Source organism: Trinickia diaoshuihuensis (genome assembly GCF_003390925.1).
GTDB classification, from domain to species: Bacteria; Pseudomonadota; Gammaproteobacteria; order Burkholderiales; family Burkholderiaceae; genus Trinickia; species Trinickia diaoshuihuensis.
Genome location: NZ_QUBS01000090.1, coordinates 290,278 through 314,903, shown reverse-complemented (window position 1 = coordinate 314,903; position 24,626 = coordinate 290,278). Strand labels below are relative to the sequence as shown.

At 64.7% G+C, this 24,626-nt stretch carries 21 protein-coding genes and 1 riboswitch; of the genes, 17 read left to right on the top strand and 4 right to left on the bottom strand.

Features of this window, described 5'->3' with window-relative positions:
• Positions 1-28 precede the first annotated feature (28 nt).
• A riboswitch (guanidine-I (ykkC/yxkD leader) is annotated at positions 29-151 on the top strand.
• Between the two features lie 57 nt (positions 152-208).
• The 7 genes from DXT59_RS29715 to DXT59_RS29685 all read left to right on the top strand — a co-directional run bounded on the left by DXT59_RS29715 (position 209) and on the right by DXT59_RS29685 (position 9,598).
• Positions 209-973, top strand: a complete 765-nt coding sequence (locus DXT59_RS29715) for an urea amidolyase associated protein UAAP1 (RefSeq protein ID WP_116141993.1) — start codon at positions 209-211, stop codon at positions 971-973.
• 10 nt (positions 974-983) lie between these two features.
• A complete protein-coding gene (locus tag DXT59_RS29710; RefSeq protein WP_116141991.1) occupies positions 984-1,640 on the top strand; it encodes an urea amidolyase associated protein UAAP2 in 657 nt (218 codons plus the stop codon).
• The gene (gene uca / locus DXT59_RS29705) at positions 1,637-5,248 is read left to right on the top strand and encodes an urea carboxylase (protein WP_116141989.1); all 3,612 of its coding nucleotides are present in this window, start codon (positions 1,637-1,639) and stop codon (positions 5,246-5,248) included. Before DXT59_RS29710 ends, uca begins: the two co-directional genes overlap by 4 nt.
• Positions 5,245-7,092, top strand: coding sequence for an allophanate hydrolase (atzF, locus tag DXT59_RS29700; protein WP_116141987.1), 1,848 nt, complete (start codon positions 5,245-5,247; stop codon positions 7,090-7,092). The genes uca and atzF overlap by 4 nt, the downstream gene beginning before the upstream one ends.
• Positions 7,093-7,134: 42 nt before the next feature.
• Positions 7,135-8,109 (top strand): ABC transporter permease, encoded by a 975-nt coding sequence (locus DXT59_RS29695; RefSeq protein WP_116141985.1) that lies wholly within the window; start codon positions 7,135-7,137, stop codon positions 8,107-8,109.
• Positions 8,110-8,154: 45 nt separating this feature from the next.
• The gene (locus DXT59_RS29690; RefSeq protein ID WP_116141983.1) at positions 8,155-9,069 is read left to right on the top strand and encodes an ABC transporter ATP-binding protein; all 915 of its coding nucleotides are present in this window, start codon (positions 8,155-8,157) and stop codon (positions 9,067-9,069) included.
• Between the two features lie 94 nt (positions 9,070-9,163).
• The gene (locus DXT59_RS29685; protein WP_116141981.1) at positions 9,164-9,598 is read left to right on the top strand and encodes a GNAT family N-acetyltransferase; all 435 of its coding nucleotides are present in this window, start codon (positions 9,164-9,166) and stop codon (positions 9,596-9,598) included.
• A gap of 59 nt (positions 9,599-9,657) precedes the next feature.
• Here the strand turns inward: DXT59_RS29685 and DXT59_RS29680 are convergent, their stop codons facing one another.
• From DXT59_RS29680 to DXT59_RS29665, 4 genes are all read right to left on the bottom strand, one after another.
• Positions 9,658-10,077: an Hsp20/alpha crystallin family protein gene (locus DXT59_RS29680; RefSeq protein WP_116141979.1), complete on the bottom strand. Its 420-nt coding sequence runs from the start codon at positions 10,075-10,077 to the stop codon at positions 9,658-9,660.
• A 24-nt stretch (positions 10,078-10,101) separates the two neighbouring features.
• Positions 10,102-10,542, bottom strand: coding sequence for an Hsp20/alpha crystallin family protein (locus tag DXT59_RS29675; RefSeq protein ID WP_116141977.1), 441 nt, complete (start codon positions 10,540-10,542; stop codon positions 10,102-10,104).
• Positions 10,543-10,772: 230 nt separating this feature from the next.
• Complete coding sequence (locus tag DXT59_RS29670; RefSeq protein ID WP_116141975.1) at positions 10,773-12,560, bottom strand: cobaltochelatase CobT-related protein; 1,788 nt, start codon at positions 12,558-12,560, stop codon at positions 10,773-10,775.
• Positions 12,557-13,789 carry an AAA family ATPase gene (locus tag DXT59_RS29665; RefSeq protein WP_116141973.1) on the bottom strand — a complete coding sequence of 411 codons (1,233 nt, stop codon included), beginning with the start codon at positions 13,787-13,789 and terminating at the stop codon, positions 12,557-12,559. Before DXT59_RS29665 ends, DXT59_RS29670 begins: the two co-directional genes overlap by 4 nt.
• Positions 13,790-14,159: 370 nt before the next feature.
• Here DXT59_RS29665 and DXT59_RS29660 point away from each other — a divergent pair, with 370 nt between their 5' ends.
• From DXT59_RS29660 to DXT59_RS29615, 10 genes are all read left to right on the top strand, one after another.
• A complete protein-coding gene (locus DXT59_RS29660) occupies positions 14,160-14,996 on the top strand; it encodes a sterol desaturase family protein (RefSeq protein ID WP_116142292.1) in 837 nt (278 codons plus the stop codon).
• 118 nt (positions 14,997-15,114) lie between these two features.
• Positions 15,115-15,852 (top strand): methyltransferase domain-containing protein, encoded by a 738-nt coding sequence (locus DXT59_RS29655; protein ID WP_116141971.1) that lies wholly within the window; start codon positions 15,115-15,117, stop codon positions 15,850-15,852.
• Positions 15,840-16,793 (top strand): class I SAM-dependent methyltransferase, encoded by a 954-nt coding sequence (locus DXT59_RS29650; protein WP_205417496.1) that lies wholly within the window; start codon positions 15,840-15,842, stop codon positions 16,791-16,793. Before DXT59_RS29655 ends, DXT59_RS29650 begins: the two co-directional genes overlap by 13 nt.
• A complete protein-coding gene (locus DXT59_RS29645) occupies positions 16,790-17,938 on the top strand; it encodes a M50 family metallopeptidase (RefSeq protein ID WP_162878307.1) in 1,149 nt (382 codons plus the stop codon). Before DXT59_RS29650 ends, DXT59_RS29645 begins: the two co-directional genes overlap by 4 nt.
• Positions 17,939-17,956: 18 nt before the next feature.
• On the top strand, positions 17,957-18,130 hold the full coding sequence (locus DXT59_RS29640) for a TglA family RiPP precursor (protein WP_162878306.1): 174 nt from the start codon (positions 17,957-17,959) through the stop codon (positions 18,128-18,130).
• Between the two features lie 88 nt (positions 18,131-18,218).
• Positions 18,219-19,151, top strand: a complete 933-nt coding sequence (locus DXT59_RS29635) for an MbnB/TglH/ChrH family RiPP precursor modification enzyme (RefSeq protein ID WP_205417495.1) — start codon at positions 18,219-18,221, stop codon at positions 19,149-19,151.
• Complete coding sequence (locus DXT59_RS29630; protein ID WP_162878305.1) at positions 19,148-20,020, top strand: hypothetical protein; 873 nt, start codon at positions 19,148-19,150, stop codon at positions 20,018-20,020. Before DXT59_RS29635 ends, DXT59_RS29630 begins: the two co-directional genes overlap by 4 nt.
• 2 nt (positions 20,021-20,022) lie before the next feature.
• Positions 20,023-22,521 (top strand): lantibiotic dehydratase, encoded by a 2,499-nt coding sequence (locus DXT59_RS29625; protein ID WP_116141963.1) that lies wholly within the window; start codon positions 20,023-20,025, stop codon positions 22,519-22,521.
• Positions 22,518-22,847, top strand: a complete 330-nt coding sequence (locus tag DXT59_RS29620; protein ID WP_116141961.1) for a DHCW motif cupin fold protein — start codon at positions 22,518-22,520, stop codon at positions 22,845-22,847. Before DXT59_RS29625 ends, DXT59_RS29620 begins: the two co-directional genes overlap by 4 nt.
• A gap of 77 nt (positions 22,848-22,924) precedes the next feature.
• Positions 22,925-24,604, top strand: coding sequence for an AMP-binding protein (locus DXT59_RS29615; protein ID WP_116141959.1), 1,680 nt, complete (start codon positions 22,925-22,927; stop codon positions 24,602-24,604).
• Positions 24,605-24,626 lie beyond the last annotated feature (22 nt).

Sequence of the window (24,626 nt, the reverse complement as noted above, 5' to 3'; positions counted from 1 at the left end):
GCGAGAGGTGCGAAGCAATTTGCATCATCTTCAGGATCGCTAGGGTTCCGGTTCGCGAGAACGTCTGGTCCGAGAGCAATCCGGTCTGGCCGCCCATCCTTCTCATCGAGGAGGCGGCAAGGCTCCACGGAGGGATAAAAGCCCGGGAGGTCGCGATGTCGTTCGGTCGCCCTCTCATGCCTTTTATCAACCGATCCCAGGAGCCCTCATGTCGCTAAGCCCCGAAGCCGATTCCCGCTCGCTCAGTGCGATCGCATCGATCGCATGGGAAGCCGTCATACCCGCCGGCACTCACTGGTCCGGCATCTTGCGTCGCGGATTGGCGCTGCGCATCGTCGATATCGAAGGCGGCGCGAACTTGTCGGCTGTTTTTCATCGTCAAGAAGATCCCCTCGAGCGCTACAACATGGCGGACACGCTCAAAGCGCAACACACCGCGCATTTGACCCGTGGACACGTTCTCTATACGGACATGGGGCGCGTGATTGCATCGATCACGGCTGATACGCTCGGCTGGCACGATGCGTTGGGCGGCGTGGGCGATGCCGCCTTATTCGAGCGCAAGTACGGGAGGTCGTCGTATCAGGCCGAGCGCAACGACATGATTCGCAACGGCCGCGACAGCCTCGTTCTCGAACTCGCAAAGTACGGGCTCTCCGCGCGCGACCTCGCGGGGAACGTCAACTTTTTCAGCAAGGTAGCGCCCGATGAGCAAGGCGCGCTCGATTTCGTCACGGGGCACTCGCGGCCCGGCAGCGCATTCGATTTGCGCTTCGAAATGAATGCGCTGGCCGCGTTCTCTACCGCGCCGCACCCGCTCGATCCAAACCCGGCCTATACGCCGAAGCCCGTGAAGCTGATTGCCTATCGCGCCTACCCCGCCGACGGCGCGGCGCCCGATGACGACTTGTGCCGCCGCGCCTGCCCGGAGAACGTGCGCGGCTTCATCAACACCGACCGTCTGTTCGCCTAAGGAGCGCGCCATGCCGATCATCGAAAGCACGCTCGACCTTGGCCGAGCCATTTACGACACCACGCTTGCGGCCGGCGAGCCCTGGCTGCATGACGTCAAGCGCGGACAGATCCTGCGCATCCTCGACCTCGAGGGAAATCAGGCGGTCGATACGCTGTTTTATCGTACAAGCGATCCGACCGAACGCTATAGCGCGCAAGACACGATTCGCGAGCAACGCAATCTTTATCTGACCGCGGGCAGCGTATTGATGTCGAATTTCGGCAATCCGATGATGACGATCGTCGCCGATACCTGCGGCCGCCACGACACGCTCGGCGGTGCATGCGCGGCCGAGAGCAACACCGTGCGCTATGCGCTCGAAAAGCGCTATATGCACAACTGCCGGGACAGTTTCTTGAATGCGATTGCCCATTGCACGTGCGGTGCCGGCGCATCGATGTCGAAGCGCGACATCGTGAGCAACGTCAATTTCTTTATGAACGTGCCGGTTACGCCGCTTGGCGCCCTCACGTTCGAGGACGGCATTTCCGCGCCGGGCAAGTACGTCGAAATGCGCGCGGAGATGGACGTCACCGTGCTGATCTCGAACTGCCCTCAACTGAACAACCCATGCAACGGCTACAACCCGACGCCGGTGCGGTTGTCCATTTGGGAGGCGCAATGAGGTTTTCGAAAGTACTGATCGCCAATCGTGGCGAGATCGCGTGCCGAATCATTCGCACGTTGAAACGGCTCGGTATCGCCTCGGTCGCGATTTATTCGGAGGCCGATCGCGATGCGCGGCATGTCACGCTCGCGGACGAGGCGCTCTGCGTGGGCGCGGCACCCGCAATCGACAGCTACCTGAACGTCGCCGCGATTTTGGCCGCCGCGCGCGCCACCGGCGCACAAGCGGTGCATCCCGGCTACGGATTCTTGTCGGAGAACCCCGATTTCGCCGAAGCCTGCGAAGCGGCGGGGTTGCGTTTCATCGGCCCGAGTGCCGCGCAAATGCGCGCGTTCGGTCTCAAGCATACGGCGCGCGCATTGGCGAGCGGGCACGGCGTTGCGCTGTTGCCTGGGACGGACTTGCTGGCCGATGCCGGGACGGCACTGCGGGAAGCGGAGAAGATCGGCTATCCCGTGATGCTCAAGAGCACGGCGGGCGGAGGCGGGATCGGCATGTCGCTCTGTAAGGACGCGGCGCAGCTCGCGGCGGCGTTCGATCAAGTCGTGCGGCTGGGCCGAGCGAATTTCGCGCACGCCGGTGTCTATCTCGAGAAATTCGTCGAGCAGGCTCGGCATATCGAAGTGCAGATCTTCGGCGACGGATGCGGGGAGGTGATTGCGTTGGGCGAGCGCGACTGCTCGGTGCAGCGCCGCAACCAGAAGGTGATCGAGGAGACGCCTGCGCCGGGCCTTTCCGATGCCGAGCGTGAAGCGTTGCATGCGAGCGCGGTACGGCTTGCGTGCGCGGTCGACTATGCATCGGCGGGGACCGTCGAATTCGTCTTCGATGTGACGACGCGCGCGTTCTATTTCCTAGAGGTGAACACGCGGCTGCAAGTGGAGCATTGCGTGACCGAGGAAGTGACGGGTGTGGATCTCGTCGAATGGATGGTCCTTCAGGCCGAGGGCAATCTACCGCCGCTGGCCTCGCTCGCGGTGACGCCGCGCGGCGCCAGCATTCAGGTTCGCGTCTACGCGGAAGATCCGAACAAACAGTTTCAACCGAGCGCGGGCACGCTGACGCATGCGGCGTTTCCCGGCACGGCACGCGTCGAAACATGGGTCGAGGCGGGCACCGAAATCAGCGCCTATTACGACCCGCTGCTCGCGAAGCTGATCGTGAGCGGCGAGACGCGCGCGCAGGCACTGACGGCGCTGCGCATCGCGCTGGACGAGACGCGGTTGTACGGCATCGAGACGAACCTCGACTACCTGCGCGCGGTCGCAGGCTGCGATACGTTCGCACGCGGGGCGCAAACCACGGCGTTACTCTCGCGCTTCGCGTTCGCGCCGCATACGATCGACGTCATCGACGGCGGCGTGCAGACGACCGTGCAGCAGACGCCGGGACGCGTCGGTTACTGGGACATCGGCGTGCCGCCATCCGGTCCGATGGACGAGCGCTCGCTCGCGTTGTCCAACGCGCTGCTCGGCAACGCGAGCGACGCGGCCGGTCTCGAATGCACGATGGTCGGCCCGACGCTGCGGTTCAACGTGGAAACGTTGTTCGTGCTCGGCGGCGCGGCGTTTGCGGCCACGTTGGACGGCGAGCCCGTTCCGTACCGGCAGGTGCTGCGCGCGGCGCCGGGCGCGGTATTGAAGCTGGCCGGCGTCACGGGCGCGGGCGTTCGCGCGTACATCGCCGTGAAGGGCGGTGTGCAGGTGCCGGATTATCTCGGCAGTAAGGCGACGTTTACGCTCGGCCAGTTCGGCGGACATGCGGGTCGCGCGCTGCGCAAGGGCGACGTGCTCCATCTCGGCTCGGATGCCGGCCGCGGCGATGCGGGTTCGAGACTGGGCGACGCCGAGCGTCCGGTGCTTACGCATGCCTGGACGCTCGGCGTCCTAGACGGCCCGCACGGTGCACCGGATTTCTTCACGCGCGACGACATCGCGATGCTGTACGACACGTGCTGGACCGTGCACTACAACTCGAGCCGCACGGGTGTCCGTCTGATCGGCCCGAAGCCGCAATGGGCCCGCACCGACGGCGGTGAGGCGGGCCTGCATCCGTCGAACATTCACGACAATGCCTATGCGATCGGCGCGGTCGATTTCACCGGCGATATGCCGGTCATTCTCGGTCCGGACGGGCCGAGCCTGGGTGGTTTCGTTTGCCCGGTAACCGTCGTACGCGACGAGTTGTGGAAGCTGGGCCAGCTCCGCCCCGGCGATACGGTTCGGTTCCAGCGAGTGCATGCCTCTGCGGCGACCGGCGGACTTGATCTAAAAAGCGCGGCGCAGTCGAGTCCAACGCTGGTCATGGCCGAAACGCATGACGACTGCGTGCTCTATCGCGATCCGTCGGCCGGCAATGGCATCGGGGTCGTTTATCGCCGCTCGGGCGACCGCAATGTCCTCATCGAATACGGGCCGCTCGTGCTCGATCTCAATTTGCGCTTTCGCGTGCATGCATTGATGTGCTGGCTGCAAGCGCATCGCTTGCCCGGCATGCTCGATCTCACGCCGGGGATTCGTTCGCTGCAAGTTCAATTCGATGCACGCATCTTGCCGCTCGGCACGCTGCTCGAACACCTTCAGGCAGCGGAGCGTGAATTGCCCGACGTGGCCGACATGAAGGTGCCGAACCGTATCGTGCATTTGCCGCTGTCGTGGGACGACCCGTCGACGCGGTTGGCGATCGAGCGCTACATGCAGTCCGTGCGCCCAGATGCGCCTTGGTGCCCGAGCAACATCGAATTCATTCGCCGCATCAACGGGCTCGGCAGCGCGGACGACGTCAAGCGCATTGTCTTCGATGCCCAGTACCTGGTGATGGGCCTCGGCGACGTCTACCTCGGCGCGCCCGTGGCCACGCCGATCGACCCTCGCCACCGCCTGGTGACGACGAAGTACAACCCCGCGCGCACCTGGACTCCCGAAAACGCCGTTGGCATCGGCGGCGCGTACTTGTGCGTGTATGGAATGGAAGGCCCGGGCGGCTATCAGTTCGTCGGCCGTACGGTCCAGATGTGGAATCGCTATCGAACGACGCGCGAGTTCGAAACAGGCAAACCGTGGCTCCTTCGGTTCTTCGATGTCATTCGCTTCTATGAAGTGGACGAACACGAATTACAGATGCTGCGGGCTGACTTTATCGCGGGTCGCGCGTCCTTGAAGATCGAGGAATCGGTCTTCGATTTGGCTGCATACAACCGGTTTTTGAGCGACGAAGCGGAATCGATCGCCTCGTTCAAATCGGCGCAACAAGCTGCTTTCGATGCGGAGCGGGAGCGGTGGCGCCTCGCGGGGCAGGCCGAGTATCTCGGGGAAGCGGGGGTGGCCGAAGCGAATGCCGGGCTGGCCGGAGATGCGCTCGGTAGCGAACAACGCGGCATTGCCGCCGACGTCTCGGGCAGCGTTTGGAAAGTACTCGTCGAAGCCGGCGAGCGCGTAACCGAGGGCCAGGTGGTGGCGATTCTCGAATCCATGAAGATGGAGGTGTCGGTGGTGGCGACGGAGGACGGTGTGATCGATTCGATTGATTGTGCGCCAGGGGCGGCCGTCGCGGCCGGCCAGCGCTTGATGGTCATGCGTGCCGGTGCGGCCGAGGAGGCCGCATGAACGCGCTCACGCCTGACTCGGTACCGAATTACCGTTCGATCGCGGTGCTGCGTGCGCGATATGCAGCGGGAGAGTTGACGCCGCGCTCGCTCGTTGAGGCCGTCGCCGCCCACTTCGATAAAGGCGATCCACATCACGCCTGGATTCGTCCATTGACGCGCGAAGAAATGATGCGCTATGCCGATGCGCTTGCGGGCCGCGATATCGATGCGCTGCCGCTCTTCGGGGTGCCGTTCGCAATCAAGGACAACATCGATTTGGCCGGCGTGCCGACGACGGCGGGCTGCCCCGAGTATGCGTACACGCCCTCGCGCACCGCGCCCGTGGTGGACCGGCTCATCGAGGCGGGCGCGATCCCGATCGGCAAGACGAATCTCGACCAATTCGCGACGGGATTGTCCGGGCAACGCTCGCCGTACGGCGCGTGCCGCAACGCGTTCGATCCTCGCTACGCGTCGGGTGGATCGAGTTCGGGGTCGGCGGTAGCCGTTGCATTGGGCGTAGCAGCGTTTTCGCTCGGGACCGACACGGCCGGCTCTGGCCGCGTGCCTGCCGCCTTCCATGGGCTCGTGGGTCTGAAGCCGACGAAGGGTGTGCTGAGTACAGTCGGCGTGGTGCCGGCCTGTCGTTCGCTCGACTGCGTATCGGTTTTCGCGCATTCGGCGCAGGACGCGCGCACGGTGTTCGATGCGGCGTGGGGCGTGACGCCGAACGATCCCTATGCGCGAGCGTGGCAGCCCTTATTGGCCGCGGGCACGAACGCGAGCGCTGAGCAATTCGACGCGCTCGCCGGTGTGCGGTTCGGTACGCCGCGCGCGGACCAGCTTGAATTTTTCGGCGACACGTCTTACCGCGGCGCGTATGAAGCAGCGCTGACACGCTTGCGGGCGGCCGGCGCCCATGTCGTAGAAATCGACTTCTCAGCTTACCTCGCGACCGCTCGATTGCTCTACGAGGGCCCCTGGGTGGCGGAACGGCTCGCGGCCTTACGCGAGTTCTTCGATCGCAAGCCCGATGCCGTACATCCGACGGTGCGCGAGATCGTCCGCGGCGGCGCGCGCTTCAGCGCAGCCGATACGTTCGCCGCCTTCGATCGTCTCGCCTCGCTGCGCGTGCAAGCCGAGCACGTGTGGGACAGCATCGACGTGATTGTCACGCCGACCTCGGCGACTACGGCGACCCTCGATGAACTCGAAGCCGATCCGATCGGCGTCAATGCGCGCTTCGGGTATTACACGAACTTCGTCAATCTGCTCGACCTATCGGCGATCGCGGTACCCGCCGGCCGGGGCGTACCGGGCCCGCATGCGGGGCTGCCCTTCGGCATTACCTTTATAGGCCGCGCGCACGACGACGCCAAACTGCTCGGGCTCGCCGAGGCTTGGACAGAGGAAGGCCGCTCGGCGAAAGCGGCGCGCGACGAGCGGTCGATCGGGACATGTTCCGGCTTTGTCCGGGTGGCGGTAGTCGGCGCGCATCTGAGCGGCGAGCCTTTGAATTGGCAGCTCATGCAACGCGGTGCCCGCCTGGTGGAGAGCGCCGTGACGGCGCCCGCGTACCGGCTCTATGCGCTCGATGCGGCGACGGCCGGCGGCATCGAGAAGCCCGGTCTCGTGCGTGTGCGCGAGGGCGGCGAGGCGATTGCCGTCGAAGTCTGGGAGATTCCCGTCGCGGCATACGGCGGTTTCGTCGCGGGCATCGGCGCGCCGCTGGGCATCGGGACTGTATCGCTGGCCGACGGTACCCGCGTGCAGGGATTCTTGTGCGAGAGCGTTGCGCTCGACGGTGCGCAAGACATCACCCGCTTCGGCGGCTGGCGCGCCTACCGCGCGTCCTTGCGGTGACAGTGGCATGCATTACCGAATAGGCAAATACGGAGTTTATCGATGTCAACGAGCCTGAATACGACCGAATGGTTTGCCGTGCGGCGTGAGCTTTCGACGCGCGGCAAATGGATGCTCGGTACCGCTTCCTTTCTGCTGCCGCTCGTGCTGTGGTGTTTGATCAGCTACGTGCCGTTCGTCTGGCATCCGCAAATGAAGATTACGAACCCCGGGAGTGTCGATTATTTTCAGCCGGGTATGCAGGTGGATAAGGCTGTCTTTGCCGACGAACTGCGGCACGCGCAAGAAGCGCACACGGCGTTGCCGCAAGGCATGCCGGTGAATCCCGTGTATCTGCCCGCGCCGCATGAGGTGGCGCGCGCGTTCTACACGGCGTTCACGACGCCGCCCGCATCGCACGACGGCGTCTGGCTGCATGAAAGTCTGTTGCACAGCGTTCGCATCATCTTCTGGGGATTCTTGATTTCATCGGCGATCGGCGTACCGCTGGGCATCATCGGCGGGACGTTCAGTGCCATCGCGCGCCTGCAGGAGCCGTTTTTCGAATTCTTCCGTTATTTGCCCGCTCCCGCGTTCGGCGCGTTGATGGTGGCGATTCTCGGCATCTACGATGCGCCGAAGATCGCCATCATCGTGATCGGCACGATATTCCAGCAAGTGTTGATCATCGCGAATACCACGCGCAAGCTCGAGTACGGTTTGTTCGAAGCGGCAATGACGCTGGGCACGAAGAAGCTGAAGCTGGTCGCGCACGTCGTCATCCCGGGCGTCCTGCCCGATCTCTATCGGGATCAACGCATTTTGCTCGGCTGGGCGTGGACCTACCTCATCGTGGCCGAACTCGTCGGAACGAGTTCGGGCATCACGTGGTACATCATTCAGCAGGCCCGGTATCAGCACTTCGACAACGTCTATGCCGCGATATTGATGATCGGCATCATCGGCCTGGGCACCGATATCGTGCTCGCGCTGCTCGCCCGCAAATTCTTTCCTTGGGACCGCACGCTGAAGGCGTGACGGCATACGTCAGTGAATGTTTCAGCCGTTGCCGAAGAGGCGACCATGCGCAACCCTCAACCCGTTCCCGAATACTTGATCCAGTCCGAAGCGGTGCGCGACCGGTTCACGCGCCTCAAAGCGCGTGAGGTCGTGCTCGACGTCCAGCACGTCGGCAAGCGCTACCGCTCGGCGAACGGCGACGTCGTGGCGCTGCACGACGTTAGCTTTCGCACGCACCGGCGCGAGTTCGTCTGCGTGATCGGCCCTTCCGGTTGCGGCAAGTCCACGCTCATCCGTATCCTTGCCGGGCTCGAATCGCATACGAGCGGCGCGGTGCTGCTCGACGGCAAGCCGGTGCGCGGGCCCGGCGCGGATCGCGGGATGGTGTTTCAGGGCTATACGTTGTTCCCGTGGCTGACCGTGAAGAAGAACGTCATGTTCGGCCTCAAGATGAACGGCAGCAGCGCGGGCCACGCCGAACGCGAGGCCCTGCAATGGCTCGATCTCGTGGGGCTCACGCCGTTCGCCGACGTGTATCCGCATCAGCTCTCGGGCGGCATGAAGCAGCGTGTGGCGATTGCGCGCGCGCTGGCGAACCGGCCGCGCATCTTGCTGATGGACGAGCCGTTCGGCGCGCTCGATGCGCAAACGCGCGCAAAAATGCAGGCACATCTGATCGATATTTGGCGAAACATCGACGTGACGATTCTATTCATCACGCACGATCTGGACGAGGCGATTTTGCTGGCCGACCGGATTCTGGTGTTGAAAGCCAATCCGGGCGAAGTGCAAGAGTTGATCGAAGTGCCGGTGCCGCGTCCGCGCGAGGCCGCGCAACTGACGACGCGCGAGTTTTTGGCGACCAAGGCGAGGCTGGAGGCGCTCATCCATCCGCGGGCAGACGAGGCCGAGGCCGCGCAGGACTTCGTGCGCCCGCATATGATCCGGATGACGGACGTGACCGATAACGTCGAGTGAAAGCCGGCGGCTCGGATTTGCGCCGTGCGATACATTATGCCCTCGACGTAACGATTTCCAATGCGGCGGCTGGCCGAATACCGAGGGGCATCAGATGCATGCGATCAGGGCAATGACGATCGAAGACTACGACGCGGTAATCGAACTAATGAAGCGCACCCCGGGCGTCACGTTCAGAGACGCCGATTCGCGAGAGGCCACCAGCCGATATCTCGAGCGCAATCCAGGGTTGAGTTTCGTCGCGACCGTCGAGGGGGAAATCGTCGGTTGCCTCATGTCCGGCCATGACGGTCGCCGCGGCTATCTGCAGCATCTGGTCGTGCAGCCGGCGCATCGCCGCAAGGGCATCGCGAATGCGTTGGTCGGCACATGCTTAGACGCGCTGGCGCGCCATGGAATCGTTAAGAGCCATCTCGATGTCCTCAAGTCGAACGAGCTTGCGCACGCGTATTGGCGTAGCCAAGGATGGACCTTGAGAACGGATATCGATCGCTATTCGTTCATCCGCGGTACCAGCGAAAACGCCTGACGAACGGTGCCGTTGCGGCGCGGGCGGACAGCGCCGCACCGCACCGCAACGGCCTCCTATTACGCCGCTTGCACTTCGATGCGCCGCGGCTTGGCCTCCTCACGCCGCGGGATCGTGAGCTTCAAGACGCCGTCCCGCAACTGGGCGTCGATGCGGGCGACATCGAAGTCGGGGCTCAGCGTGAACGCACGGGCGAAATGCGGGTGCTGCATCTCGGCGTGTTGTAGCCGCAAGCCGGCCGGCGTGGGCACGACCGCCTCGGCTTCGATGTGCAAATTGCCGTCTTGCACGCGGACGTCGAGTTTTTCTCGGGGTACGCCCGGCAAGTCCGCGAATAGCGTGATGCCGTGAGGGTCTTCAAAAACGTCCACGGCGGGCGCGATGCGTGTTTGTCGCGCGATATCGCGTGTACCCTGTTGGTTGCTGACGGCACTGCCGGTTGGGCGCGTACCGGTCGTCAGTTCAGTACTGTCGCTCATGATGTCCTCTCCGAAGTTGTGTCATTACTGCACGGTGATGGCACGCGGCTTGGATGCCTCCGATTTCGCGATGCTGATCGACAAGCATCCGTTCGAGTACTTCGCGCTCACCTTGTCGGGATCCGCATGCGCCGGCAGCTCGACCACGCGCCGGAAGGTCCCCGTGAAGCGCTCGCGCGCATAGACTCGCGCATCTTCGCTCCCTTCGGTATGGACCGGCTTGCGCTCCCCGCTGATCGTGAGCAGGCCTTTGTCGATGGAGACCTCGATCGTTGCGGGATCCAAGCCCGGCGCGAACGCGACGACTTCGAGACTGTCGTCGGTACTCCCGATGTTCAAAAGCGGGAAAGAACCGAAGCGGCTCGCCCGAAGGCTGGTGGGAAAGTCGGCGAATAGGCTCGCCATTTGGCGCTGGAGACGGTCGAATTCGCCCAGCAGGTTGGTGCTGAAGAACAGATCGCTCATGGTTGGCTCCTGATGGCGGCTCCGCAAGGAGGCCGAACCGGATCCGGACTACGCGCTCCAGTTCGTTCACCCCGCAATGCCGCGGACAAACAAAGAGAAACACGCAGCGCGTCAATCGCGACTGCTTTGCGAGCCTAAGGTAGTGAGCGACCGTGGAATTTCAATAGGGCAAGTAACAATTTGTTACATCATGAATGACGAAAGCAGCCGGCCTGGGGCCGTGCGCCGGCCTACCGCTCGAGCAGCATCCGGCTCAGCACGCCGAGTACCGTGGAGGGCAACTCCGCCAGCCGGCTCACCACGACGCTGTGCGGATAGAACGACTCGACCGCATCGGTCAGCACCCCGACACCCACCAGCTCGATACCGCGTGCGCCGATGGCCGCGACGCGCGCGCGCAAGTCGGTACGCAGCACGCGCGGATCGCCGTCGCCCGTCGAGGGGTAGCCGTCGGAGAACACCATCAAGATCCGGCGCGCGGCGCGTTGTTCGGCGAGTCTCGCGGCAGCCCAAGCCAATGCCTCGCCGTCGGGGTTTTCATAACCGCAATCGATGCAGGCGAGACCGCTCAGCTCCGGCGAGCCGAAGCGTTTGTAGATCTTCAAATCGAGCCGTTCGACGAAACGGTTGTATCGGCTCAAGTCCGTGCCGGCGGCCCGTTGGCGTTCGAGCAAGGCCTGCATCGGCGCGCACTCCACCGAGCTATAGCCAAGGACCTCGCATTCGAACGATAACTGCGTGAGCGCGTCGGCGAGCGCGGTGGCGCACAACTGCGCGAGTTCGATCTTCTTGCCCGCCATCGAGCCGCTGCGGTCGAGCAGCAGCGTGACGGCGACGTCGCGGCCCTTCGCCGCGCGCATCGTGCGGAACGGCGTGCGATAGCCTGGCGATGTCGCGAGCTTGGCCAGCGCGGCGCGATCGATTTCACCGCGCTCTTGCTCGCGGCGCCAGCGAATGCGCTCGTCGGCGCTCAAGGCGCGTTCGAGCCGGTCCCTCAGCGGCGCGGTATCGGCGCGCGCCGCTTGCCGCAGCGTGCGCCAGGCCGCGGGCTCGCCGGCGCCGGTCAGGTCGGTTTCGACGTCGAACTCGGTGGCCAATGGGACCGACAGCTCAGGAAGGCGCGCCGCCGCTACGCCGCGGCGCGTGCGGTCGACCGCGCCATTCGCCGTGTCGGCTTCGTCCAGCGCGACCGCGCCGAGCGGCGAGCGGCCCATGCCGACCGCTTCGCGTGACGACCGAGCCGATGCGCGTTCCGTGGCATCCCGTTGAATGCCGTCCGCCGCAAGCGGAGCGTCGAGCGCGAACGTATCGTCGAACGACTCGAACGTTGCCGCGGCGCGGTCGGTCTCGATGTCTTCGGCTGCCTGCGTCGTGAACATCATGTTGTTCGCGCCGCCGGCCGAGAGCGCTCGCACCCGCGCGACGATGGCCCGCGCGCGTTCGATGCTTTCGTGACTCGAGCGACTCGCGCGGGCAGCGTCGATCAGCTCGCTCGCCGCGTGCAGCGCCGCCGTCAGCGAGTGGCTTCGCGCCTCCGTCGCGGTCGGCGCTTCCTTCCACAATGCTCGCTCCACGAGCCATGCAAACCGCGCGCGCCAATGCAACCGGGGCCAGCGCCGCTCGGCTTCGCGCGCGGCGTGTGCGCGCAGCGCGCCGAGAAACCAACGGGCGCCGGGGTAGCTCTGCATCAGCAGCACGGCGACGCGGCGGTCCTCGATGGCTTGGGCAAGGTCCGCCGTCACCCCGGCCGGTTGCGCGGCGAGCGCCGCGAGCGACGAATGCTTGGCGCGCGCGGCGAGAAGGTCCAGATAACCGGTCAGCACGTCCTTGTCCAGCGCTTCGTCGGCGGCACGATCGGGAATCACGATGCGCCCCGGCTCGACGCGCGGACCATCCGGGCTGAAGGCGACCGACACGCCGTAGCGTCCCGTGATCACGCGGGCCATCTTGCCGAGCGTCGATTCGTACGCGAACCCGTCGCGCTCGCGCGTATCGCGTGCGGTTTGCCGCGGACTCATGGCCCCGGGGCGATATGATGGCGCACGATCGCGCGGATGAACGCGGCGTCCTCGGGCGCCACCTTCGCATAGATAGCCGGTTCGGCCGCGCGCTCGGGATCGCCCGTGCGCAGCATGAGTTCCGCCCAGTCGATGAGGCGCCGCGTCGAGAACGCGCTCGACAAGTCCTCGCGGAGGAACGCCGCCCGGCATTCGGCGGCAATGCGCGCGAGCGTGTCCGCGAGCGGCCGCGTCATATGCGGCGCAAGCGTGCGTACCAGTACGTCTGACTCTTCGTCGGGGGAGAGGTAATCGATTCGATAGACGCGCCAGCGATCGAGAAACGCCTCGTTCATGAGGTTCGCGCCTTGATATAAATGCCGGAACCGGCTCATGGCGCCGACGGCATTCGCCGTGGCGAAGAGGCGAAAGCCGGGATGCGCCTCGACGATCTCATGGCCTTTCTCTTTCAGCACTAGGCGTCCTTGCGGCTCGAGCACGGCGGTCAACGCGGCCAGGATCGAGGGCTCGGCGAAGTCGATCTCATCGACGATGAGCCACAGCCCCTCGCGCATTGCGGTGGGCAGCACGCCGTCCACCCAAATCGTTTCGCCGCCCTTGACGGTCCAGAAGCCGACGAAGTCGCCGGCCGTGGTCTGCCCGTTCATATTCGAGCGCAAGACGCCGTAACGCGCGCGGGCAGCCACCTGCTCGATGAGACTCGTTTTGCCGGCGCCCGTATGGCCGATCAGCATCACGCGCTTGTTCTCCACGATGTCTTCGACGATATCGTCGAAGCGTGGCGAGAATAAATACGCGGGATTGATGCGCGGCACGAGCGCGTGGCCGGCGCCGCAAGGGAACGCGATGCGGCCGATTTGCACGGTCGCCTGTCGTCCAACGTTGCCTCCGTCGCCGTGCGTGCCGTGGTACGGCTCGGTCCCTCGATAGTGGGCGGCCGCGCGCCCCAGCTCGCTCATGAAATCGACGCGTGCGGCGCCTTGCGCCTCGCTCCGCGGCGCGCGCCCGTCGGCAATGAAGCCCTCCCGATGCCACTTCTTGAGCTTCGCGCGCAAGTTCTCCGCATCGACGACGAGATCGATATCCCCGGCCGTATCGCCGATACCGTGCTCGATGCGATAAGTCTGTGGACGATCTCCGATCGTGACGCGCCACCATTGTTCACCCGCTTCCGTAGAACGGCGGTAAATGCCAAGTGAATCGTTTTCGGTCATTTCGGGTGGGTTCATAGTGTTGGCCGGTAATTATGACTAGGACCGCGTGACGCCTTAATTGCAACTGTTATAACTGACAGCCGCGCCTCTATTTTATGGTAGGTCGCTGTCCTCGGAATCCCTCGCTTGCGTTTCCACTCGGAAACAATTGTGCAAGCCCGGTAGGCATCTTGCGCCCCAAATCGTTAGTGTTTATCGTAGCGGCGCATATGCTAATCAGTTCTGAGCATAAACGAAGCTCCCGGATCGTTGAAACGCCCGCCGCCGTATCGGTGACCTGCGGTACCGTCCGATGCGAGCTATGCATGGCATCGTTTCTTTTCAAATGCACTGCCGTGGCCCGAAGGAGGATATTTTGAAATCCTTGTTGCCTCAAACGATCAGCATGTCATTGATCGTCGCAGTCGGCGTTTTTGCGGCGTTCTTTATTCTCGAACGAATCTTTCCGCGGATTATTTTCGAGGGGAATAAACGCAGCCGCCTGATCAATAATTTTGGGCTAGGGATTACCTATAAGCTCATATTCTCGCCGATGGTCATTGCGCCGCTGATCCTCTACATCGTGCGCGACGTGCCGTACCGCTTGCATCGGCCGGATTGGTATCACGGCGCGCTGGCGCTGCTCGTCGATTTCCTGATCCTCGACCTCACGCACTTCTTGCAGCACATGCTCGCGCATCGCATTCCGCTGCTGTGGCGCTTTCATGCCGTCCATCACATCGACGAGCATCTCGACGTGACGACGGGCATCCGCAACCACTTCGCCGAGAAATTCTTCGCGCTCGCCACGAAGCTGCCCGTGCTGTTCTTGCTGGCGGTTCCGCCAGAGACGGTCGGTGCGTATGAAGCGTTCGTGTTCTGTTACGGCGTCTTCCACCATAGCAACATCCGCTTGCCCGACCGGCTCGAGCAGTGGCTGGGCAAGGTGCTCGTCACGCCGCTTTATCACAACATCCATCACGGCCGTACGCAGAACTTCACCGATTCGAACTACGGGGCCATCCTCAGCATCTGGGATTACTTCACCGGTACCCGTTGCCCCGTCACGCGTCGTCCTCCCGGCTTTACGAACGGGCTCGACGACCACCCCGACTACTCGCTCGCCGGGCTCCATCTGCTGCCGCTGCTGCCGGTCAGCGTGAAGAACTGGGGCGACGCATGGCTCGGCGGCAAGCGTAGCCGCAGCGGTCAGCGCGAGTTCGGCATCCAGCCGAATCCGTAACGCCCGGCCGATCGGTTTCAGCGGTTCCTTACGGCCGTCCCGCGCCGCGCGCTCCGCAAGGAGCGCCAGCAAGGGGAGCGTGCCGTCTCCAAATCAAGCAGAAACGAAAAGGGTGAGTATGGACACGAACCTGAACATCGCCTCCGTCGGCGATTCGATCGTCACGGCCAACGCAGCATGGACGTTTGCCGGGGAAACGGCCAAGCACTTCGACGACCACGTGTCGAAATCGGTGCCGCGCTATGCGGACGGTCACGAGCTCGTTGCCGAGATCAGCGATTTCTTCGTCAGCGCTCACTCGGTCTGCTATGAACTCGGCTGCTCGACGGGTGCGCTCACGCGCAAGCTCGCCCGGCGCCATGGCCCCACGGCGAAATGGATCGGTATCGACGTCGAGCCCGACATGATCGCGCAAGCCCGCAAGACGGCCGCGAACGAGCCCGATCCGATGGCCAACGTGAACTTCATCGTCGACGACATCAATCTGCACCCGTACGAAAAGAGCGATCTGATGGTCGCCTACTACACCGTGCAGTTCATCCGGCCGCGGCTGCGTCAGACGCTGATCGACAAGGTCTACGAGAGCCTGAATTGGGGCGGCGCATTCTTGATGTTCGAGAAAGTGCGCGCGCCCGATGCCCGCTTTCAAGACATCGCCGTGGCGCTCTACAACGAGTACAAGCTCAAGCAAGGCTACGACTGTGAGCAGATCATGCAAAAGACGCGCAGCTTGAAGGGCGTGCTCGAGCCGTTCTCGACGGCCGGCAACGTGGACATGCTCAAGCGTGCGGGCTTCAGCGACGTCGTGACGGTGTTCAAGCATATCTGCTTCGAAGGCTTCCTATGCATCAAGTGAGCGAAACGAACGAGGCGCAGCTCGACGCCGCGCGCGATTATCTGCGCGCCGTCGGCGTCGAAGACGACTACGCCTGCGCGGAGCAGCCGTGCGACGTTTGCGGCGACACGCATTTCGCCGCGCTCGTGGACGAGGTCGAGATCGGACAAGGCCGGCGCTGGAAGCTGCCGGTCGTCATCTGCGAAACGTGCGGCTTCGTCATGCAGAACCCGCGCTTCGAGCCCGAGTTCTACGATGCCTATTACCGCAAGCACTATCGCGTGAACCTGTTCGGTGCGACCGAGCCCGAACGCGCTTTCATCGTCGATCAGTTGCGGCGCGGCGAGCGGCTGCTCCAATCGCTCGAGTCGTATCTGCCGGCAACGGGGCGCCTGCTCGACGTGGGCTGCTCGTCGGGCGGACTCATGGTCCCGTTCGCCAAGCGCGGCTGGGAAGTGCTCGGGACCGATCCGGACGCCGGCTATGCCGAGTATGGCGCCCGTCATTTGAAACTGAAAATCGAGACCGTCGGCGCCGAGGATATGGTGCTGCCCGAGGCCCACTTCGATCTCGTCGTCATCACCGGTTCGCTCGAACACGTGCATGACGTCAATCGCACGCTCGAACTTTGCCGCCGCGCGACGCGCGAAGGTGGACTGCTCTTTATCGAAGGGCGCGCGCTGCTCGGCGGCGTGGCGGCCGGCACGTTCAGCCATACGCATCGGCGTTATCTGACGTTGCGCAGCATTGGACTCATGATGCGCAAGCACGGCTGGGAGCCGATCCTCTCGACCGACGAACTGCTGACCGGGCCGACGCGGCCGGGCGGCGTCTACGTGCTGGGCCGGGCCGGCGAGCCGATGAGCGCCGATGCGTTCGCGGCCGCCGTGCGCGAAGGCGCGGCCGAGGAGCAGGCGCGGGTCCGGGCAGCCGTCGCCAATTTGCCGGGAGCGCGCCGTTGAGCCAGGACTTCGCTCAGCCAATCGTCGGCGAGTACACCCGCTTGCGCGAGGATCTCGACATCGAGACCCTCGTCGAGCCCGGTCAGCCCGAGCGGTTCGTGCTTCGCGATCGCGACTCCGAGGAGTCGTTCGTTCTCGGCAAACGCGAGCTGCTCGTCGCGCGCATGTTCGACGGCATGTGCTCGATCGAGCGGATCGTCGAGCGGCTGCGCGTGGAGCACGCGATGCGGGCGTCGGCGGCGACCGTCAAGCAATTCGAGGAACGCATGCTCGCGCTTGGCATCCTGACGGATCCCTCGCGGCCGTCGGCTTCGCGCGTGGTCAAGCCGCGCTCGCAATCGGCCGGCATTACCTATGGTCCGTTCAAGCGCGTCTTGATGATCACGTTGTTTCGCTTCGATCCGCACGAGATGCTGACCGCGATGATGGCCCGTATGCCATGGCTCGCGACGCGCGCGGCGTTCGGCGCATTCGGCGTGCTCGTCGCCGCCGCATGCGTGATGCTCGGCGTGAACGCCCGCGCGTTCACGCACGATCTGGTGTCGGTCTATTCGACGAGCTTCGCGTGGATTCCGATTCACTACGCGGTCGTCATCGCATCGATCGTCGTTCATGAGTTCGGCCATGCGCTCGCTTGCCGCGCCTACCGCGTGCGCGTGACCGAGATCGGCGTGGCGGTGTATGTCGTCATCGCGACGGGCTGGGCCTGGCCCGTGCAGCGCGAATGGAGCCGCCTCGATAAGACCGCGCGGGCCGTGACGATTTTCGCGGGCCCGTTCGCGAGCCTCGTCTTCGCGGCGGTGGCGGTGTTCGTCTGGGCCTGGGCGGCACCGGGCGGCGCGGCGCGTTATTGCGCGACCGTCGCGATCGCGAGTCCCTCGCTTGCCCTGATTCCGACGCTGCTGCCGATCTTCAACGGCGACGGCTATCTGGCGATGACGGAACTGTTGAACATGCCGCGGCTGCGGCAGCGCGCGTTCTCGGCCTTCACGGCGCTCATGCGCGGGCGCCGCGTCTCGCTGACGCGACGCGAGACGCTCACGTACACGGCCATGGTCATCGGCACGCTCGGCGGTTGGCTCATCGTCTGGGCCAACGTCGCACGCATCGCGGTTTCCGCTGTTTCCGCGTTTCAACCCCACTGACTGTTGACGGAGGATCTCATGAACGACACGACCGTTTCCCAAGAGCAAAGCCAGTCCGTAGCCGATATGCAGGCGAACCTGGCCGCGCAAGGCACGGACGCCTGCGAAGGCAAGCCGGCCGATGCGCTGCAGGACTTCGAGGACTTCTCGCTCGACGACATCGAAGTCATCGAAAGCAAGGTCTTCGCGTGATGCAAACGCACGCCCCCGCGCCGGCGCGCTGATAGCCGCGGGCTTACCAGGTTCATCGGGCCGGGGGCGTTTTCATTCCGGAGCAATCATGACATTTGCGAAGCCGTCCGCCATCGGCGTCGGGCTGCAATACAACCCAGAGATCCTCGACTGGTTTCCTTTCGAGGACATGGAAGTCGACGTGTACGAGGTGCTGCTCGACAACCTGATGGGCCCGCTCGACGGTCCGTATATGATGCGTCCCGCCGCGCGCGAGCAACTGGAGAAGATTCGCGGGCGCGGCCGGCTGCTCGCGCACTCGAACTATGGTTGCGATTTCGGCTTTGCGCCGCTCGAGGAAACGGCGGCGCTCCGGCGTCATGTGCCGCTTGCCAAGGCGATCGGCAGCCCATGGGTCGCCAACCACTGCTTTTACGGCGACAACTCGTGGCTCGATATCTGGAGCAGCCCGGTTCAGTTCTCCAACGCGGAGATCGAACGCTGCGCCGCGCGCGCCGCGGCCGTGCAGGAAGCCTATGGCATGCCGCTCGCGCACGAGAACGCGGCCTACTACATGCCGACGCCCGGCGCGCAAATGCGCGAGGCCGAATTCATGGCGCGGCTCGTCGAACGCTCGAAAACGTTCCTGCATTTGGATTTGCACAACATTTATACGAACTCGGTGAATCTCGCCGGGTTTTCCTGCGCCGATTACCTCGACACCATTCCGCTCGACCGCGTCATCGCAATCCACCTCGCGGGCGGTAGCTGGTATGGCGGCAGCTACCACGACTGGCACGACAGCAAGGTGCCCGAGCCCGTCTGGGAACTGCTCGAGGACGTGCTGTCGCGCGCCGAGCCGGCCGCCGTCATCCTCGAGTTTCAAGGTCAGGCGCACCACGACGGTACCCGCGTGCTGGGTCAATCGACGGCGCAATCCGATCACGAAATGATCGCGGGCGATCTGGCCCGCGCGCGCGAGATCTGGAACCGGCATAAGGGTGCGCGGCACGATATGGCGACGCTCGCGGAGCAAGCATGAATATGAACGCACAAACCGTCTGGCTCACTTGGCGCCGCATCATGTGCGAGCAGCCCCTCGCCGCCGCCGTGCTGGCGGGACAGGTCGACGACATGCAACAGCGCTTCTCGCTGAGCGACGACGAATTCGCGGTCGCTCGCGAATATGCGAGCGAAGCGTCGGGTGCGCGCTGGTTCGTCGAGAACTACCGCTTTCGCATGCGCAACTCGTTCCTCAATGCGCTCGAGAACGGCGCACCGTTGACGCTGCGTGCGCTGTTGGCCGATGGACACGACGTACGCGAGCTCGGGGCCGCCTTCCTGGATACGGTGGGCTGGCGCGACTACGGTCCGTTCGTCTACACGTACTGCGCCGAGGCGTTGGCGTTCCTGCGACATCACGCCGAAGCGGTGCGCGTGACGGGCATGGCCGACTTGATGGGACTCGAAGCGGCCGCCGTCGCGATGCTGCGGCGTGTCGGGGCACTGGGCGAAGCGGCACACAAACAAGCCGCGAATAGCGCGAGCGCATCGGCCGCCCCGTTCGACGATGCGGCCACGGTCTGGACGCGTTCGCCGTTTTGCGAACTCTATCGCTCATCGACCCAACTGGCGAAATGGCTGCGCGAGAAAGGGATGCTCGGGCGCGAGCCGCTGCCCGAAGTGCCGGGCGTGTACGTGGCGTACTACGTCGATGACGAACATACGCACCGCTTCGGTATGTTGCCGGAGCGCGCGGCGCAGATTCACGACGCGCTCGAGGAGCCGGCCGATCGCGCCGCGCTGAACGAGCGGCTGGCCGCACGCGGCCTAGCACCGGTTACGGAAGCTGACGCGCGAGCGTTCGAGCTGCTGCGTCAGTGTCGCGCCATCGACGTCTCCCGGGGATAACCATGTCGCTTTCGTCGTTCTTCTGGATGCGCTCGGCGGGCTTTCCGATCAGTTGGCTCGAACGCTTCGCCGTGCGGCTCGATGAGCAAGAGCTCGCGCGCTTTCATGCGCTGACCGAATCGATCGAGGCGCGCATCGAACGGATCCGCCAGGGCTTGCTCAAAGCGGGCTCGCCGGTGGCGCTGAAGGTCGTGCGCAAGCTCACCGAAGGCATGCCGCTCACGGCCAAGGATTGGCCCGCCGATCAAACGGCGCTCGCCGCCGACGAACTCGAGCCGCTCCATGCCGAGCGCGCGGAATTGGCGCAACTGAGCGCCGCGCTCGAAGCGAGCTTCGGCGCCGCCGCCACTCACGCGCGGGCCGCGCTGTTTGAGACGCTGCGCGATCCGCTGTTGCGCGAGGCCGTATTCCTATCGAATCCGAGCGCGCTCGAACGCGTCGAGACGTTGGCCGAATGCGCGCCCGAGCGCGTCGACAACCGCATGCGGCAGCGTTTGCGCCTGGCGTGGAGCTATGTGCAGCGGCTGTGCGCGAAGAACGATACGACGAGCTTTTTCGGTCCGATCGCTTGGGGAGAATTCGGATCGGCCGACGCGCACGGCGAGGCTTCGTCGTTCCAGGTCGAGTTCGGCGAGGGTGGCTGGATCGGCGAGCGGCGCACTTACTTCGAGCATTGGGTGATTTCGCGCGTGGCGACGGCGATGTCGGAAGATCCCGTGCTCGGCGATACGTTGCCGATCTCCCTATCGCCGGCCTGCGCGTTGGTCCAGGGCGCGTTGCAGGCGCCCGGCAACCGGCGGATTGCCGTGCACGGCGCCTTGCTTGCCGTGCTCGAGGAACTCGAAGCGCAGCGCGCTCACGGCATCAAGCGCGCGTTGCTGCGCGAGCGCTGTCTCGCCCGCGGCTTCGACGGGACGAGCGTCGATGCGGCTATCGACAGCGTGCTCGCCAAAGGCATCGCCGCGCGCGCCGTGCGCATTCCCACGGGCCTCGCCGATCCGCTCGGCGCCCTGCGCGCTTATCTTGCGCATCTCGATCCGGGGCATCCGCGCACGCGCTTCTGGCGCGAACTGTTCGAATCGCTGGAGCGCGAGCGCCGGCGCTTCGCGACGGGCGGGCTCGACGAACGGCGCGCGGCGCTTGCCGATTGCGAGACGCTGTTGGCCGAGAACGGCATCGACGTGAGCCGCGAGCAAGGCAAGATGTATGTCGGCCGCTTTCCGTTCTACGAAGACTGCGCGCGCAACGTGCGCGTGCGCATCGGGGGCGAGGTGCGGCGCGCGATCGATACTGAACTCGTGCCGCTGATGGCGCTCTACGACCGTCTCGCCGGCGCGATCGCCGCGCATGTATCCGCTGCCTACGTGCGCATCCGCCAGGATGGCGACGTGGCCGTGCGGCACGATCTGCTGTCGTTCGCGCGCGAATTGCAACGTCATCGCGTGGCCGAGGAGACGGTTGCCGCCCTGCGTCCGCTACTGCGCGAAGCGTGGCGCACCGTGATCGCAGGCAAGCAGGCGGTCGATGGCGAGATCGCGCTCGATGCGGACGACCTCGCGGGGCTCGTCTCGGCGTTCGAGCAACAAGGCCTGCGCGTGAGCGGTCCGCAGCCGCTCGGTACGCGCGTGCATTCGCCCGATTTCCTGATCGCGGCGGCCAGCGTCGATGCGATCCGCGCAGGGCAATTCGACCTTGTCATCGGCGAGGTGCATCCGACGGTCCATACGGTCTCGCAGCCCGTGGCGCAGCCGTTCTGTCCTTACCAAGACAGCGTACGCGACGAGGTACGCGATACGCTCGGCAATTCGCGGATGGTGGCGGCCGATTCGGACAGTACCTATCAGCGCTCTCATATCGACTGGCTCGACGTGCCCGAGTTGTGGCAAGTCGAAATGCCGGGCGCGAGCGCGCGCGTGCCCGGCGAGCGTCGTATTCCGGCGGCGCGGCTCGAGCTCGTCGAAAACGACGGCAGCCTATTCGTCGAAGATCCCGTGAGCGGTCTCGTCGAACATCTCCTGACGGTATTGCCCGGCGATTTTCATCGCGCCGCGTTTGCGCTGGCCGCCGACGTGCTCGGTGCGGGCATTGCCGAGCGCATCCGTCTGGGCCGCACGATTCTCAAGCGCCGTACCTGGACGCTGCAAGCGAGCGAACTGCCGGTCGCCGAGCGCGTCGGCGAAAGCATGCCGGCCTTCCTCGCGTGGCGGCGCTGGGCCGACGCACAGGGTTTGCCTCGTCATATTTTCGTGAAGGCCGACACGGAGCCGAAACCCGTCTTCGTGGATTTCGACTGTCCGCTCTCGCTCGATGCGCTAACGTCGGTGTCGGCACGTGCGCAAACGCTCGGCGTCTCGGAGATGCTGCCCGCGCCGCACCAGGTGTGGCTGGCGGACGAGCGCGGCGCGTTCTGCGCGGAGTTTCGCACGTCGATCGTCGGCATTGCCGGCGACGAGGGCGCGCGTGCCCAATCCCCCCAACGACACGAAGAAGCACTGCCATGAAAATGAACGCAATTCCGTTCGGCGTGACCGACTGGTCGGACGTCGAGCGCACGGAACACAAGGGCGAAACGGGTATGGCGTACTGGCGTACGCGTCAGTTCGGCGACATTCGCGTGCGCGAGGTCGAGTACACGCCCGGCTATCTGGCCGATCACTGGTGCTCGAAAGGACACATCCTCTATGTCGTCGAAGGCGAGCTCGATACCGAACTCGACGACGGCCGCCGCTTCACGTTGAAGGCGGGCCAGAGCTATCAGGTCGCCGACAACGCCGAGCCGCATCGTTCGCGCACCGAGACGGGCGCGAAGCTGTTCATCGTCGACTAACTCGACCGGCGGCCCTCGCTGCGAGGGCCGCGTGCCGTGCCTTCCGCTTCGCTGTGTTCGATCCACGGAGACGCCTCATGAGCGACAGCCACGCCGATTTGCCGCGCCGCGACGCCAATTTCGCCGCCCTGACGCCGCTCGATTACATCGCGCGCGCGGCGCAGGTGCATGGCGATAGATTGGCGATCGTGCACGGCCCGGTGCGCCGCAACTGGCGCGACACGTATGCGCGCACGCGCCGTCTCGCCAGCGCGCTCGCGCAGGCGGGCATCGAGCGCGGCGACGTCGTGGCCGTGCTGATGCCGAATACGCCCGCGATGGTCGAGGCGCATTTCGGCGTGCCGATGGCCGGCGCGGTGTTGGCCGCATTGAATTACCGGCTCGATGCCGCCTCGCTCGTCTACATGATCGAGCATAGCGGGGCGAAGATGCTGCTCGTCGATGCCGAATTCGGAGCATGCGCGCTCGAGATCGAAGCCGCCTGCCCGGGTTTGCGGGTGATCGTCGATTCCGATCCCGTGGGGCCGGGCGCCTTCTCGCTCGATCGGATGCGCGGTTGGACCGACTATGAGACGTTTTTGACGGGCGGCGATCCGGACTTCGCATGGCTGCGCCCGCTCGACGAGTGGGATGCCATCGCGCTGAACTACACGTCGGGCACCACGGGCAAGCCCAAGGGCGTCGTGCTCCATCATCGCGGCGCGGCGCTTAGCGCGCTGAGCATCGTGCTCGACTGGGACATTCCGATGCACCCCGTGTATCTATGGACGCTCCCGCTGTTTCACTGCAACGGCTGGAGTTGCGCGTGGGCGCTAGCCGCGCGGGCCGGCGTGAATGTCTGCTTGCGCCGCGTCGACGCGGCGCGCGTCGTGGATCTGATGTGTACGGAGCGCGTGACGCACTACTGCGGCGCCCCGATCGTGCAGACGCTGATCGCCGATGAGATCGATACGCGGCTCGGCGACTGGCATGCGCGCAGCGCGCGCGCCGTGCATGCGTTGCTGGCCGGCGCGGCGCCGTCGCCGACGCTGTTCAAGCGTTTGGAAGCGCTAGGAATCGTCCCCTCGCACGGCTACGGGCTGACCGAGACCTACGGCCCGGCGGCGATTTGCGTGCCCCGTGACGAATGGGACGCGCTCGATCCGGCCGAACGGGCCGCCAAGCGCGCGCGGCAGGGCGTCGCCTATCAATTGCAAGGCGCGTTGTCGGTCCTGCATCCCGAGACGCTCGAACCGGTTCCGGCCGACGGTATGACGATCGGCGAACTGATGTTTCGCGGCAACCTGTGCATGAAGGGCTATCTCGCGAACGAGGAGGCGACCGGCAAGGCGTTCGCCCAGGGCTGGTTCCATACCGGCGATTTGGCCGTGCAATGGCCCGACGGTTACGTGCAGATCAAGGACCGCAGCAAGGACATCATCATTTCGGGCGGCGAGAACATCTCCAGCATCGACGTCGAAAACGCGCTCTATCAGCACCCGGCGGTCAGCGCCGTGGCCGTGGTGGCGATGCTCGACGACAAATGGGGCGAGGTGCCGTGCGCATTCGTCGAGACGCGTCCCGGCATGCAAGTGACCGAAGACGAATTGATCGCGCACTGCCGCACGCGGCTGGCCGGCTTCAAGATGCCGAAGGCGATCCGCTTCGAGCCGCTGCCCAAGACGTCGACGGGCAAGATCCAAAAACACGAACTGCGCGCGCGGCTCACGGCCCGGCTGCGCGAGGACGTGGCCGAGACTTCCGTTTCCTCTCAGTAATCAAGCTAGCACCAGACAACAC

What these genes read in the sequence shown, in the direction of transcription:
- uca (WP_116141989.1), top strand. Translation starts at nt 1,637, where the DNA reads ATGAGGTTTTCGAAAGTACTGATCGCCAATCGTGGCGAGATCGCGTGC.
- DXT59_RS29615 (WP_116141959.1), top strand. Translation starts at nt 22,925, where the DNA reads ATGAGCGACAGCCACGCCGATTTGCCGCGCCGCGACGCCAATTTCGCC.
- DXT59_RS29660 (WP_116142292.1), top strand. Translation starts at nt 14,160, where the DNA reads ATGTCATTGATCGTCGCAGTCGGCGTTTTTGCGGCGTTCTTTATTCTC.
- DXT59_RS29710 (WP_116141991.1), top strand. Translation starts at nt 984, where the DNA reads ATGCCGATCATCGAAAGCACGCTCGACCTTGGCCGAGCCATTTACGAC.
- DXT59_RS29695 (WP_116141985.1), top strand. Translation starts at nt 7,135, where the DNA reads ATGTCAACGAGCCTGAATACGACCGAATGGTTTGCCGTGCGGCGTGAG.
- DXT59_RS29655 (WP_116141971.1), top strand. Translation starts at nt 15,115, where the DNA reads ATGGACACGAACCTGAACATCGCCTCCGTCGGCGATTCGATCGTCACG.
- DXT59_RS29690 (WP_116141983.1), top strand. Translation starts at nt 8,155, where the DNA reads ATGCGCAACCCTCAACCCGTTCCCGAATACTTGATCCAGTCCGAAGCG.
- atzF (WP_116141987.1), top strand. Translation starts at nt 5,245, where the DNA reads ATGAACGCGCTCACGCCTGACTCGGTACCGAATTACCGTTCGATCGCG.
- DXT59_RS29675 (WP_116141977.1), bottom strand. Translation starts at nt 10,542, where the DNA reads ATGAGCGATCTGTTCTTCAGCACCAACCTGCTGGGCGAATTCGACCGT.
- DXT59_RS29635 (WP_205417495.1), top strand. Translation starts at nt 18,219, where the DNA reads ATGACATTTGCGAAGCCGTCCGCCATCGGCGTCGGGCTGCAATACAAC.
- DXT59_RS29715 (WP_116141993.1), top strand. Translation starts at nt 209, where the DNA reads ATGTCGCTAAGCCCCGAAGCCGATTCCCGCTCGCTCAGTGCGATCGCA.
- DXT59_RS29650 (WP_205417496.1), top strand. Translation starts at nt 15,840, where the DNA reads ATGCATCAAGTGAGCGAAACGAACGAGGCGCAGCTCGACGCCGCGCGC.
- DXT59_RS29625 (WP_116141963.1), top strand. Translation starts at nt 20,023, where the DNA reads ATGTCGCTTTCGTCGTTCTTCTGGATGCGCTCGGCGGGCTTTCCGATC.
- DXT59_RS29680 (WP_116141979.1), bottom strand. Translation starts at nt 10,077, where the DNA reads ATGAGCGACAGTACTGAACTGACGACCGGTACGCGCCCAACCGGCAGT.
- DXT59_RS29630 (WP_162878305.1), top strand. Translation starts at nt 19,148, where the DNA reads ATGAATATGAACGCACAAACCGTCTGGCTCACTTGGCGCCGCATCATG.
- DXT59_RS29665 (WP_116141973.1), bottom strand. Translation starts at nt 13,789, where the DNA reads ATGAACCCACCCGAAATGACCGAAAACGATTCACTTGGCATTTACCGC.
- DXT59_RS29640 (WP_162878306.1), top strand. Translation starts at nt 17,957, where the DNA reads ATGAACGACACGACCGTTTCCCAAGAGCAAAGCCAGTCCGTAGCCGAT.
- DXT59_RS29685 (WP_116141981.1), top strand. Translation starts at nt 9,164, where the DNA reads ATGCATGCGATCAGGGCAATGACGATCGAAGACTACGACGCGGTAATC.
- DXT59_RS29670 (WP_116141975.1), bottom strand. Translation starts at nt 12,560, where the DNA reads ATGAGTCCGCGGCAAACCGCACGCGATACGCGCGAGCGCGACGGGTTC.
- DXT59_RS29620 (WP_116141961.1), top strand. Translation starts at nt 22,518, where the DNA reads ATGAAAATGAACGCAATTCCGTTCGGCGTGACCGACTGGTCGGACGTC.